The following is a 12,686-nucleotide window of genomic DNA, read 5'->3' as shown; positions in this document are numbered from 1 at the left end:
TTCCGCCGCAGAACGAGAACATGGGGGAAGGACATCGTGATCAAGCGCGGAGCACGTTAAACCGCGAACACTGTGCGCTCGACTCGGCTACGCGCAGCGATGTAAAGGGCGCATTCCGAGCCCTCCAAGCACCACACCAGACAGCGGAATGCGCGTGATTACGGGCCCTTGCGCCCAATGCGCCCCCGATTCGGAGCCCGCCCCTGTCCCCAATTCGGACCAGTGGTCGATCTCGCCTACACTCGGTGGTGTGCCTCGTGGTGATGGACGACTCAACCACGACCTGCTCCCCGGTGAGAAAGGCCCCCAGGACGCTTGCGGCGTCTTCGGTGTCTGGGCTCCCGGCGAAGAGGTCGCCAAGCTCACCTATTTCGGACTGTATGCCCTGCAGCACCGTGGACAGGAGTCCGCGGGCATCGCAGTGAGCAACGGGTCGCAGATCCTGGTCTTCAAGGACATGGGACTGGTCTCGCAGGTCTTCGACGAAACTTCCCTCGGCTCCCTCCAGGGCCACATCGCGGTCGGTCATGCCCGCTACTCCACCACCGGAGCCTCGGTGTGGGAGAACGCGCAGCCGACGTTCCGTGCCACAGCGCACGGCTCGATCGCCCTGGGACACAACGGCAACCTGGTCAACACGGCGCAGCTCGCCGAGATGGTCGCCGCCCTCCCCAAGGAGAACGGACGCGCGACCCAGGTCGCCGCGACCAACGACACCGACCTGGTCACCGCCCTGCTGGCCGGCCAGACGGACGACGACGGCAAGCCCCTCACGATCGAGGAAGCCGCCGCAAAGGTTCTCCCCGACGTCATGGGCGCCTTCTCCCTCGTCTTCATGGACGAGGGCACGCTCTACGCGGCCCGCGACCCGCAGGGCATCCGCCCGCTGGTCCTCGGCCGTCTCGAGCGCGGCTGGGTGGTGGCCTCCGAGTCCGCCGCCCTCGACATCTGCGGCGCCGCGTACGTCCGCGAGGTCGAGCCGGGCGAGATGCTCGCCATCGACGAGAACGGTCTGCGCACCTCCCGATTCGCGGAAGCGAAGCCCAAGGGCTGCGTCTTCGAGTACGTCTACCTGGCGCGCCCGGACACCGACATCGCCGGCCGCAACGTCTACCTCTCGCGTGTCGAGATGGGCCGCAAGCTGGCCAAGGAAGCCCCGGTCGAAGCCGACCTGGTGATAGCCACGCCCGAGTCGGGCACCCCCGCGGCCATCGGCTACGCGGAAGCCAGCGGAATTCCGTACGGCTCGGGCCTGGTCAAGAACGCGTACGTCGGCCGGACCTTCATCCAGCCGTCCCAGACGATCCGCCAGCTCGGCATCCGCCTGAAGCTCAACCCGCTCAAGGAAGTCATCCGCGGCAAGCGCCTGGTGGTCGTCGACGACTCGATCGTCCGCGGCAACACCCAGCGCGCCCTGGTCAAGATGCTCCGTGAGGCCGGCGCCGCCGAGATCCACATCCGGATCTCCTCCCCGCCGGTGAAGTGGCCCTGCTTCTTCGGCATCGACTTCGCGACCCGCGCCGAGCTGATCGCCAACGGCATGACGATCGAAGAGATCGGCACCTCCCTGGGCGCCGACTCGCTCTCGTACATCTCCATCGACGGGATGATCGAGTCGACCACCATCCCCAAGGCGAACCTGTGCCGCGCCTGCTTCGACGGCGAGTACCCGATGGAGCTTCCGGACCCCGAGCTGCTCGGTAAGCAGCTTCTGGAGACCGAGCTCGCGGCCGGCCCGGCGAACGCCGCGGCCGAGGCGCTCCGTCGCCCGTAACGCCCCCGTTCCACGACACGAAAGTTCCCAGCAATGTCTGAGACGACTGGTGCCAGCTACGCGTCCGCGGGCGTCGACATCGAAGCGGGCGACCGCGCCGTAGAGCTGATGAAGCAGTGGGTGAAGAAGACGCAGCGCGCTGAAGTCGCGGGCCTTGGCGGCCTGGGCGGCTTCGCCGGTCTCTTCGACGCCTCCGCCCTCAAGCGTTACGAGCGTCCGCTGCTCGCCTCCGCCACCGACGGTGTCGGCACGAAGGTCGACCTCGCCCGCAAGATGGGCGTGTACGACACGATCGGCCACGACCTCGTCGGCATGGTCGTCGACGACCTGGTCGTCTGTGGCGCCGAGCCGCTCTTCATGACCGACTACATCTGTGTCGGCAAGGTGCACCCCGAGCGTGTCGCGGCCATCGTCAAGGGCATCGCCGAGGGCTGTGTCCTCGCGGGCTGCGCCCTGGTCGGCGGCGAGACGGCCGAGCATCCGGGCCTGCTGGGCGAGGACGACTTCGACGTCGCCGGCGCCGGTACGGGCGTGGTGGAGTACGACCGGCTGCTGGGTGCGGACCGTATCCGTAAGGGTGACGCGGTGATCGCCATGGCGTCCTCCGGTCTTCACTCGAACGGGTACTCACTCGTCCGGCATGTGGTCTTCGACCGCGCCGGCTGGTCGCTGGACCGCGAGGTCGAGGAGTTCGGCCGCACCCTCGGCGAGGAGCTGCTCGAACCCACCAAGATCTATTCGCTGGACTGCCTGGCCCTCACCCGCACCGCCGAGGTGCACGCTTTCAGCCACATCACGGGCGGCGGTCTTGCGAACAACCTGGCCCGTGTGATCCCGGACGGCCTGCACGCCATGGTCGACCGCGCCACCTGGACCCCCGGCGCGGTCTTCGACCTGGTCGGCAAGGCCGGTCAGGTCGAGCGGCTCGAACTGGAGAAGACCCTCAACATGGGCGTCGGCATGATGGCCGTCGTTCCGGAGGAGTCGGTGAACGTGGCCCTGGAGACCCTCGCCGACCGCGGTGTGGACGCCTGGGTCGCGGGAGAGATCACCGAGCGCGGCGACCACGCCACCGGCGCGACGCTTACGGGCGACTACGCCAAGTAGTCACCCGAGGCAGCACAGAACCCGGTCCGGGGCCGAGGCCCAGGACCGGGTCAAGTGTGTGATGCCTGTTCGAGGTGTACGGACGTCAAGCGCCGCGACGATGGGCCGAAGGACCGGACTCCTCGTCCTCGTCCCCGTCATCGTTGTACTGAGCCGCGTACTGTGCGTACGGGTCGTCTTCCTCGTCGTCGTCCTCGAACGGCTCGCCATTAGGCGGCTGTTGCGAAGTCGTCGAAGCGCCCAGCTCGTTGGCCAGACGCGACAGGTCAGTCCCGCCGCTGCTGTACTTCAGCTGGCGGGCGACCTTAGTCTGCTTGGCCTTTGCCCGGCCGCGCCCCATGGCTCGACCCCCTCGGTGACGGGGCTCGACGGCCCCAGAGTCTTGACACGCGTTCATGGTTCGGAACGGACTCCCCTCGGAGAGACCGGTCCGTAGGGCATCAACGGTACCTGCTTCCGCGGCCATACGGTACGCCGCCCGCATGCAACGCCTCGGCACAGAACCCGCGAGGAGCCCCGTCCTCGCTGGTCAACTGCGATTTTAACCTCTTCTTGAGGGTCGACCCGCCGACGGGGGTGAGTCATGTCTCGTCATGTCTCTTCATGCCCCACCGAACGGCGGGCCGGCCCTCCCCGCGGGTCAGCTCCGGCGCGCCTCGGCCATCCTCTGCTCGGCGATCCTGTCGGCCGCCGCGGCCGGCGGAATGCCGTCCGCCTTCGCACGTGCGAATATCGCCAGCGTGGTGTCGAAGATCTTCGCGGCCTTCACCTTGCACCGGTCGAAGTCGAAGCCGTGCAGTTCGTCGGCGACCTGGATCACGCCACCGGCGTTCACCACGTAGTCGGGCGCGTAGAGGATCCCGCGGTCCGCGAGGTCCTTCTCGACGCCGGGGTGGTCGAGCTGGTTGTTGGCCGCGCCGCACACGACCTTCGCCGTGAGCACCGGGACGCTGGCGTCGTTCAGCGCGCCGCCGAGCGCGCACGGGGCGTAGATGTCGAGACCCTCGACGCGGATCAGCGCCTCGGTGTCCGCGGCGACAGTGACCTGCGGGTGACGCTCGGTGACGCGGCGTACCGACTCCTCCCGTACGTCGGTGATCACGACCTCGGCGCCGTCCGCCAGGAGGTGCTCGACGAGGTGGTGGCCGACCTTGCCGACGCCCGCGACGCCGACCTTGCGGCCGCGCAGCGTCGGGTCGCCCCACAGGTGCTGGGCCGAGGCCCGCATGCCCTGGAAGACGCCGAACGCGGTCAGCACGGAGGAGTCGCCGGCACCGCCGTTCTCGGGGGAGCGGCCGGTGGCCCAGCGGGTCTCGCGGGCGACGACGTCCATGTCGGCGACGTACGTACCGACGTCGCAGGCGGTCACGTAACGGCCGCCGAGGGAGTTTACGAACCGGCCGTACGCGAGCAGCAGTTCCTCGCTCTTGAGCGTCTCCGGGTCACCGATGATCACGGCCTTGCCGCCGCCGTGGTCAAGTCCGGCCATGGCGTTCTTGTACGACATGCCGCGCGCGAGGTTCAGGGCGTCGGCGACGGCCTCTTCCTCGGTCGCGTACGGGTAGAAGCGCGTGCCGCCGAGGGCCGGGCCCAGGGCGGTGGAGTGGATGGCGATGACGGCCTTGAGGCCTGAGGCGCGGTCCTGGCACAGCACGACTTGCTCGTGGCCGCCCTGTTCCGATCGGAACAGGGTGTGCAGGACGCCGTCGGTTGCGTCGGTCACGGTGGTGACTCCCAAGTGCGAGGCGGCTTCGCCCTCCTGCGGGTGGGGAGGGCCGATGGGCAAGAGAGTAAGACCTGGGGAGCCGCGGGCGGGCGGCAGTGCTGAGGATCACCCCCTGGCGGAGTAGCCGTGGGACGATTTCTCTCCGGTTTCCTTTCGTTCTTTGAGCTTATTTCCGGTCGCTCATTTCCGGTCCGAGTGAGGAGCAGGCGTGGCCCAGGAGTCCTCGGTGATCGTCCCGTACGTCTCCTATTTGCGGGTGTACGAACCGCTGGCGGCCTTCCCCGAGCCCGAACGCGGCCATTGGGCGCGGTACGCGAAGCGCGAGCGGCTCCCCACGGCCCAGGACGAACTGAGGCGGTCCCTGGTGGACTTGCTGCCCATTCCGCCCGTCCCGGTGCCGGTGCACGAGAGCGGTGACGCGTTCGTGACCGAGGTGGACGGAGTCGTGTGCGTCTGTCCCTGGCGGACGAGGCTGCGCGGCTGGCTGGCGCTGGAGGAGCTGCCCGACCTCTTCCCGGAGCCGCTGCTGGACGCGGCGCTGCCGCCGCTGGTGCGCCGGCAGGCGGCCGCGGACTTCGAGCGCTGGCTGGAGCGCAACCCGGACGCGCGTCCGTGGATCAGGAGCTCGGCGTGGCACGTGCCGGTGCGCTGGTTCGCGCTCTTCTCGGGTGAGGAGCGGGAGTACGCGAAGGCGGAGGGCGAGACGACGCCCGTACTGCGCTACCGGACGCCGATGGCCCAGGCGCGGCGGCGGGTGGCGCGGGCCCTGAAGGTGCTGCGGGAGCATCTCGACGCGGAGGCCGGGGGGCCGCTGGTCGACGGCCTGGTGGACGTGGGGCGCTGGCTGGAGGAGTTCCACCCCCGGTCGCTGGTCGAGCTCGATTACGGCGGCCTGGCGCACGTACTCCCCGAGGAGCATCTGGCCGGGGATCTCTCCGCGGCGGACGTGGCCGAGGGGATCGCGGCGCTGCGGGCCGGGGACGGCGCGGCGGCCGGTGAGGCGTACGGACGGCTCACGGAGCGGTGGCGGGTGGTGCGCGAGCGCCAGTTCGCGAACTGACAGCATTCGGGTCGCCTCCGGGCGGCCGGGACGTAGGTCCCGATCCGGGCCTTTGCCTCAAGGGTGACGGACAGCACTAAGCGGGCTCTTGCGCCCATCGCCCATCCTCATGCCAAAATAGGACAAGGAGTCCGGCGAGGGCTCCTTCCGTCCATGTAAGGGCGGAATGGCTCGGTATTGCGCACTATGGGGGGTCTGGTGGCTCCTGATCGCTCTGTGACTGATCGTCACTGTGACGTGACTGTCCGCTATGGCATGGTCCATCGGCTTCGTCGCTGATGAACACCTGGGAGGGCAATTCCATCGGTTTGGCCGACGTGGCTGGACGGATGGTGTAGTTGTAGTGCCGAGGACAAGCCGTTCGTCCTATAACCGACTCGGCCCGCGTCCACCATTTCGGGCAACGCGGGTCAAGGTGCAGAATTTAGAGGAAAGAACCGTGATGGTTCGGTTCTCCCGAGGAGGCCGCTCATGACCGCTCGCACCCCTGACGCCGAGCCGCTGCTGACCCCCGCTGAGGTTGCCACGATGTTCCGTGTGGACCCGAAGACGGTTACGCGCTGGGCCAAGGCAGGCAAGCTCACGTCCATCCGCACGCTTGGTGGACACAGGCGTTACCGCGAGGCTGAGGTCCGCGCACTGCTTGCGGGCATTCCGCAGCAGCGCAGCGAGGCCTGAACAACCGCATAACCCCGTTTTACCGGGCATTCCTCCGGGTCCCCCAACCCGGCCGCCCACCTGAGCACCACACGACAGGCGTCTGCCCCAACAGGCGCCACATCCATGCAAGACGGGTGCGTCGTCGATCGCGCTGGACTCCGCCGGGTCCAGCGCGATCTTTTTTATGCCCGCGAAGAGGGCGCGTAGACCGCTCTGACCTGCGGTCCGCCGACTTCCGGGGAGGCTTCCGGAGGCCCCTGCGGAGGGGTGCAATTGCACATATTAAATTGGCCCGTTGTAGGGAGGGTGTAAGCGCGCTGGTTTCCAAAACTCGTGCGGTGACACCCGTCACAGGGCTCAACTCTTGTTAAATCCAGGCCCCACCAGCGATAGGGGCCTCACGAGGCCGGGGGGTCGGTGACCTCGACGTTCTCCACGCCGGCGGCGGCCTCGCCGACCACACCGACCGCGCTGCCCGCGCTGGACTGGTCGGCCGTGGTGTCCTCCGCGGTCCTCGCCGCCTTGACCGGCTTCGCCGGCTCCGGCTCCATGGCGAGCCGCAGGAGCCGATGGCAGATGGGGCAGTGCCTCGTGACGTGGCGATAGCCCGTCGAGGCCGCCAGATGGGCACGCAGCAGTGCACGCGTCTCGTGCCTGGCCGTTGATGCCGCCATGCGTCACCTCCCCGGTGCGGGCCCCCCGATGCCCTGATGTCTGGGTACCGGTGGCAGATGACCCAGTCAAGACGCAAGAAGGCCCGGATCCTTGCGGATCCGGGCCTTCTGTTACTTCGTATCGTGCGGTCCTGACGGGATTTGAACCCGCGGCCTCCACCTTGACAGGGTGGCGAGCACTCCAAACTGCTCCACAGGACCTTGATTCGCTTCGCCGTACTGCGTGGCGCTGCGAAGACAGACTGTACAGCAGGTCAGGGGGTGCGGGCGAACTCACTCAAGGCGACGGAGGAGTTACGGCGCCGCGGCGTCGATCGCCTTCACGATCCGCTTGTCCGAGACCGGCTGGGGCGTCCCGAGGGCATGCGCGAAGTAGCTCACCCGCAGCTCCTCGATCATCCAGCGGATGTCCAGAACCTCCTGCGGCACGGGTCTGCCCTTCGGGAGCTGCTCCAGCAGCCAGGCGTACTCGTCCTGCATCTCGTGGACCTTCTCCATGCGCGTGGTGTCGCGCTGGACGGCCGTCGGCATCTGCTGGAGCCTGCGGTCGACCGCGACCAGATAGCGCATCAGATCGGGCAGCCGGCGGAGCCCCGTCTTCGTGACGAACCCGGTCGGCACAAGGGCCGCCAGCTGGTCGCGTACGTCGGCGACGTTGTTGACCAGGGTCAGGCTGTTGGTGGCCTTCAGGCGGCGTTCACAGGCCTGCCAGGCGGCCAGGATCTGCTGGACCTGGTTCACCGTGCGTACGGTCGCGTCCACGAGGTCGGCGCGGACCTTGTCGTACAGCTTGCGGAACGATTCCTCGTCCCAGGCCGGGCCGCCGTGGTCCGCGATGAGCTTGTCGGCGGCAGCGGTGGCGCAGTCGTCGAAGAGCGCCTGGATCGAGCCGTGCGGATTGCGGGAAAGGGCCAGTTTCTGCTGATTGCTGAGCTTGTCCGAGGCGAACTTCGCCGGATTGACCGGGATGTTGAGCAGGATGAGCCGGCGCGTGCCGCGCCACATCTCCTGCTGCTGCTCCGCCTCGGTGTCGAAGAGCCGTACGGCGACGCTCTCGCCCTGGTCGACGAGGGCGGGGTAGGCCCGCACAGGCTGTCCGGCTCTCCTCGTCTCGAAGACGCGGCTGAGCGTGCCGATGGTCCAGTCCGTGAGACCCGTACGTTCGACCGACTCGCCCGTCGGGCCCGCGGTGGCGGCGGCGGCCTTGGAGAGCGCCTGGCGGGCCTTGGGGCGCAGCTTCAGCCGCAGGGCCTCCAGGTCCTTGTCCTCGGCGAGGTTCTTGCGACGCTCGTCGACGATCCGGAACGTGATCTTCAAGTGATCGGGTACGCGGGAGAGATCGAAGTCGTCGGCCTCGACCGGGACGCCGACCATCCGCTTCAGCTCGCGCGCGAGCGTGAGCGGCAGCGGCTCCTGCAACGGCACGGCCCGCTCCAGGAACTTGCGGGCGTAGTCCGGCGCCGGGACGTAATGCCGGCGGATCGGCTTGGGGAGGGAGCGGATCAGCTCGGTGACCACTTCTTCCCGCAGGCCGGGGATCTGCCAGTCGAAGCCCTCGGAAGTGACCTGGTTGAGGACCTGGAGCGGGATGTGGACGGTCACGCCGTCCGCGTCCGCGCCGGGCTCGAATTGGTACGTCACCCGGAACTTGAGCTTCCCCTGTCGCCAGGAGTCCGGGTAGTCGTCCTTCGTGACGGCCCCGGCCTTCTCGTTGATGAGCATCTCGCGCTCGAAATCGAGAAGTTCGGGCTCTTCGCGCTTTTTGTGCTTCCACCACGAGTCGAAGTGCGCGCCGGAGACGACATGTTCGGGGATGCGCCGGTCGTAGAAGTCGAAGAGCGTCTCGTCGTCCACGAGGATGTCGCGGCGGCGGGCGCGGTGCTCCAGCTCCTCGACCTCGGTGAGGAGCTTGCGGTTGTCGGCGTAGAACTTGTGGTGCGTACGCCAGTCGCCCTCGACCAGTGCGTTGCGAATGAAAAGATCGCGGCTGGTCTCCGGATCGATCCGGCCGTAGTTGACCTTGCGCTGGGCGACGATCGGGACGCCGTACAGCGTGACCCTCTCGTACGCCATGACGGCCGCCTGGTCCTTCTCCCAGTGCGGCTCGCTGTACGTGCGCTTGAGGAGGTGCTGGGCGAGCGGCTCGATCCACTCGGGCTCGATCTTCGCGTTGACCCGTGCCCACAGGCGTGACGTTTCGACCAGCTCGGCGGACATGATGAAGCGGGGCTGCTTCTTGAACAGCGCCGAGCCGGGGAAGATCGCGAACTTGGCGCTGCGGGCGCCGAGGTACTCGTTCTTCTCGGTGTCCTTCAGCCCGATGTGGGAGAGGAGTCCGGCGAGAAGCGACTGGTGCACGGACAGCTCGGGCGCGTCGTCCTCGTTGACATGTATGCCCATCTGCTTGGCGACGGACCTGAGCTGGGTGTAGATGTCCTGCCATTCGCGAATGCGCAGGAAGTTGAGGTACTCCGACTTGCACATCCGGCGGAAGCTGGAGGAGCCGCGCTCCTTCTGCTGCTCGCGGACGTACCGCCAGAGGTTGAGGAACGCGAGGAAGTCGGACGTCTCGTCCTTGAAGCGGGCGTGCTGCTGGTCCGCCTGCTGCTGCTTGTCCGACGGGCGCTCGCGCGGGTCCTGGATGGAGAGCGCGGAGGCGATCACCATGACTTCGCGCACGCAACCGTTGCGGTCGGCCTCAAGGACCATGCGGGCGAGGCGCGGGTCGACGGGAAGCTGGGCGAGCTTGCGCCCCTGCTCGGTGAGCCGCTTCTTGGGGTCCTTCTCGGACGGGTCCAGCGCGCCGAGCTCCTGGAGGAGCTGGACACCGTCACGGATGTTGCGGTGGTCCGGCGGGTCGATGAACGGGAACTTCTCGATGTCGCCGAGGCCGGCGGCGGTCATCTGGAGGATGACGGAGGCGAGGTTCGTACGCAGGATCTCGGCGTCGGTGAACTCGGGCCGGGTGAGGAAGTCGTCCTCGGCGTACAGCCGGATGCAGATGCCGTCGGACGTACGGCCGCAACGGCCCTTGCGCTGGTTGGCGCTGGCCTGGCTGATCCGCTCGATCGGCAGGCGCTGGACCTTGGTGCGGTGGCTGTAGCGGGAGATGCGGGCGGTGCCTGGGTCGATCACGTACTTGATGCCGGGGACGGTGAGGGAGGTCTCCGCGACGTTGGTGGCGAGGACGATCCGCCGGCCGGTGTGGCGCTGGAAGACGCGGTGCTGTTCGGCGTGCGAGAGGCGGGCGTAGAGGGGGAGGACCTCGGTGTGCCGGAGGTTCTTCTTGTTGAGCGCGTCGGCGGTGTCGCGGATCTCGCGCTCGCCGGAGAGGAAGACGAGGATGTCGCCGGGGCCTTCGGCCTGGAGCTCGTCCACGGCGTCGGCGATAGCGGTGATCTGATCCCGGTCGGAGTCGTCGCTGTCGTCTTCGAGGAGGGGCCGGTACCGGACCTCGACGGGGTACGTACGGCCGCTGACCTCGACGATGGGCGCGTCGCCGAAGTGACGGGAGAAGCGCTCGGGGTCGATGGTCGCGGAGGTGATGACGACCTTGAGGTCCGGGCGCTTGGGCAGCAACTGGGCGAGGTAGCCGAGGAGGAAGTCGATGTTCAGCGACCGCTCGTGGGCCTCGTCGATGATGATCGTGTCGTACGCGCGCAGCTCGCGGTCCGTCTGGATCTCGGCGAGCAGGATGCCGTCCGTCATGAGCTTGATGAAGGTCGCGTCCGGATTGACCTGATCCGTGAACCGGACCTTCCAGCCGACCGCCTCGCCGAGCGGGGTCTTCAGCTCGTCCGCGATGCGTTCGGCGACGGTGCGGGCGGCGATGCGGCGGGGCTGGGTGTGGCCGATCATGCCCTTCACGCCGCGGCCCAGCTCCATGCAGATCTTGGGGATCTGCGTCGTCTTGCCGGAGCCGGTCTCGCCCGCGACGATCACGACCTGGTGGTCGCGTATCGCCTCGGCGATGTCGTCCTTGCGCTGGCTGACCGGCAGCGACTCCGGATACGTGATCTCCGGCATCCGGGCAGCACGCTGCGCCAGACGGGCGGCGGACTTCTCCGCCTCGGCGGCGATTTCGTCCAGCACGGCCTGGCGGGCCTCGGGCTTGCGGATGCGACGGGCGCCGTCGAGACGGCGGCCGAGCCGGTGGGCGTCGCGGAGCGGCAGCCCCCCGAGCACGGTCTGGAGGTCGGCGAAGGAAGTAGACATACCTGATTCAGGATCTCACCCGCCGGTCGCGACTGGCGAACCGATTTCGGGCGGGGGCGGGGCGCGGTGGCGGGGGCGCTGGTGGGAGCGGGGAGCGGGGCGCTGGGGGCGGGGCGCTGGGGGCGGGGCGCTCCGGGGCGGCGCCGCCGGAGCCTTTACGCTTTACCGGACGTCGTCCCCGGACAGGAGATCCACCCCCATGCCCCAGGCCAGCCGCCAGAGCCGCAGCGCGGCGCCCGCGGCGAGCGCGGCGGCGGTGAGAGTGCTGCTGGGGACGTTGCTTGCGGTGGCGGTGGCGGTGGCGGTGCTGCTGCTGGGTACGGACACGGCGGACGGACGCGTGTCGGCGGCAGACGCCCCGGTGGCCGGAGCTGCGGTCGCCGGAGCTGCGGTCGCCGGAGCTGCGGTTGGCGAAGCGCCGGTCGCCGAAGTTCCGGTCGCGACGGCGACGGCGACGGCGATGGCTGCGGCCACGGCGCCTGCTTCCGACGAGCCCGGCTGCCGTGAGAGCCACCGGGACGGTATGGCGAACACGCCCGCGACTCCGCCGCGCGGTGGGGCGGCGTACGAGCTGATGCCGGCCCTCCACGAAGCCAGGGCCGGGGCGGGCTCCTGGGGCGCCGACGCCCTGGCCCCGCGTCCCTCACCGGAACACCGGCCACCGCCGCTGAGCCCCCCGACGCCGATAGACCTCTCGATCCTGCGCGTCTAGGCGCCGCCCGGCGGGGCTTCTTTCCCCAACCCGCCCCTTCCCGAACCGTGGGCAAGCCCCCGGACCCCCGGACACCCTCCGGGCGTGTCCTCAAACGCCGGACGGGCTGGATACGCCCACCCAGGACTCGATCCGCCGACCGGCCCCGGCTTTGCGGGCCGGGGGCGGGGCCGGACGGCTGGGTGCGCCCGCCTAGGACTTGATCGGCCGTCCGGCCTCGGCTTTGCGGGGCGGGCCGGGGGTCCGACGGGTTGGGTACGCACGCCCTGGTCTTGATCGGCCGACGGGCCTCGGCTTTGCGGGCCGCGGGCGGGGCCGGACGGCTGGGTGCGCCCACCTAGGTCTTGATCGGCCGACCGGCCCCCGCTTTGCGGGGCCGGCCGGGGTCGGACGGGCTGGGTACGCCCGCCCTGCTCTTGATCGGCCGTCCGGTCTCGGCTTTGCGGGCCGGGGGTCGGACGGGCTGGGTGCGCCCAGCCAGGACTTGGTCCGCCGGCCGGCCTCGGCTTTGCCGGGCGGGGCGGGTGTCACGGTTCGCCTCGGCGGCAGGTTCCGGCTTGTCGGAACGGTTCAGCTTTCTGGGCGGGCTTTAGTTGGGTGGCGGGGATGCCTTCAGGCAAGGCCGGCCACCTCTGCCCGGCCGGGCATGGTCTGCCGGCCGTGTGGCGCCCGGCCGGTAAGGCGCGGCGGTGCCGGTGCTGGTGGGCTCGGGCCCTTTCCGTGCGGCGGCGACCCTCCGCCTCCTCAGCCCGTCCGGC

General features: G+C 69.0%; 9 protein-coding genes and 1 tRNA gene. 5 read left to right on the top strand and 5 right to left on the bottom strand.

What is annotated here, in order from left to right; genetic code table 11:
- Nucleotides 1-250 precede the first annotated feature (250 nt).
- Together purF and purM are read left to right on the top strand one after the other, a co-directional pair.
- Nucleotides 251-1,774 carry an amidophosphoribosyltransferase gene (purF, locus tag G412_RS0128935; protein ID WP_028815104.1) on the top strand — a complete coding sequence of 508 codons (1,524 nt, stop codon included), beginning with the start codon at nucleotides 251-253 and terminating at the stop codon, nucleotides 1,772-1,774.
- A 33-nt stretch (nucleotides 1,775-1,807) separates the two neighbouring features.
- Nucleotides 1,808-2,881: a phosphoribosylformylglycinamidine cyclo-ligase gene (purM, locus tag G412_RS0128930; RefSeq protein ID WP_028815103.1), complete on the top strand. Its 1,074-nt coding sequence runs from the start codon at nucleotides 1,808-1,810 to the stop codon at nucleotides 2,879-2,881.
- An 85-nt stretch (nucleotides 2,882-2,966) separates the two neighbouring features.
- Here purM and G412_RS0128925 read toward each other — a convergent pair whose 3' ends face one another.
- A complete protein-coding gene (locus G412_RS0128925; protein WP_028815102.1) occupies nucleotides 2,967-3,221 on the bottom strand; it encodes a DUF3073 domain-containing protein in 255 nt (84 codons plus the stop codon).
- Between the two features lie 300 nt (nucleotides 3,222-3,521).
- Nucleotides 3,522-4,604, bottom strand: a complete 1,083-nt coding sequence (locus G412_RS0128920) for a Leu/Phe/Val dehydrogenase (RefSeq protein WP_028815101.1) — start codon at nucleotides 4,602-4,604, stop codon at nucleotides 3,522-3,524.
- A 211-nt stretch (nucleotides 4,605-4,815) separates the two neighbouring features.
- Here G412_RS0128920 and G412_RS0128915 point away from each other — a divergent pair, with 211 nt between their 5' ends.
- On the top strand, nucleotides 4,816-5,667 hold the full coding sequence (locus G412_RS0128915) for a DUF8083 family protein (protein ID WP_028815100.1): 852 nt from the start codon (nucleotides 4,816-4,818) through the stop codon (nucleotides 5,665-5,667).
- A gap of 471 nt (nucleotides 5,668-6,138) precedes the next feature.
- Nucleotides 6,139-6,345, top strand: a complete 207-nt coding sequence (bldC, locus tag G412_RS0128910; protein WP_003949541.1) for a developmental transcriptional regulator BldC — start codon at nucleotides 6,139-6,141, stop codon at nucleotides 6,343-6,345.
- A 380-nt stretch (nucleotides 6,346-6,725) separates the two neighbouring features.
- Here the strand turns inward: bldC and G412_RS36480 are convergent, their stop codons facing one another.
- From G412_RS36480 to hrpA, 3 genes are all read right to left on the bottom strand, one after another.
- Entirely contained in the window at nucleotides 6,726-7,001 is a 276-nt protein-coding gene (locus G412_RS36480; protein ID WP_051338677.1) for a DUF6274 family protein, read from the bottom strand.
- 126 nt (nucleotides 7,002-7,127) lie between these two features.
- Nucleotides 7,128-7,202 (bottom strand) — tRNA-Asp (locus G412_RS0128900).
- 93 nt (nucleotides 7,203-7,295) lie between these two features.
- Complete coding sequence (gene hrpA, locus G412_RS0128895) at nucleotides 7,296-11,216, bottom strand: ATP-dependent RNA helicase HrpA (RefSeq protein WP_028815099.1); 3,921 nt, start codon at nucleotides 11,214-11,216, stop codon at nucleotides 7,296-7,298.
- A gap of 199 nt (nucleotides 11,217-11,415) precedes the next feature.
- Here hrpA and G412_RS39895 point away from each other — a divergent pair, with 199 nt between their 5' ends.
- Nucleotides 11,416-11,928 carry a hypothetical protein gene (locus tag G412_RS39895; protein WP_157839187.1) on the top strand — a complete coding sequence of 171 codons (513 nt, stop codon included), beginning with the start codon at nucleotides 11,416-11,418 and terminating at the stop codon, nucleotides 11,926-11,928.
- Nucleotides 11,929-12,686 lie beyond the last annotated feature (758 nt).

Source organism: Streptomyces flavidovirens DSM 40150, from assembly GCF_000429085.1.
Taxonomy (GTDB): domain Bacteria; phylum Actinomycetota; class Actinomycetes; order Streptomycetales; family Streptomycetaceae; genus Streptomyces; species Streptomyces flavidovirens.
Note: the sequence above shows the minus strand (reverse complement) of the source record. Positions and strands in the feature narration are given on the sequence as shown.

Bases quoted from the DNA above. Each gene is read 5' to 3' on its own strand.
- G412_RS39895 (WP_157839187.1), top strand. From the start codon at position 11,416: ATGCCCCAGGCCAGCCGCCAGAGCCGCAGCGCGGCGCCCGCGGCGAGC.
- purM (WP_028815103.1), top strand. From the start codon at position 1,808: ATGTCTGAGACGACTGGTGCCAGCTACGCGTCCGCGGGCGTCGACATC.
- bldC (WP_003949541.1), top strand. From the start codon at position 6,139: ATGACCGCTCGCACCCCTGACGCCGAGCCGCTGCTGACCCCCGCTGAG.
- G412_RS36480 (WP_051338677.1), bottom strand. From the start codon at position 7,001: ATGGCGGCATCAACGGCCAGGCACGAGACGCGTGCACTGCTGCGTGCC.
- G412_RS0128925 (WP_028815102.1), bottom strand. From the start codon at position 3,221: ATGGGGCGCGGCCGGGCAAAGGCCAAGCAGACTAAGGTCGCCCGCCAG.
- hrpA (WP_028815099.1), bottom strand. From the start codon at position 11,216: ATGTCTACTTCCTTCGCCGACCTCCAGACCGTGCTCGGGGGGCTGCCG.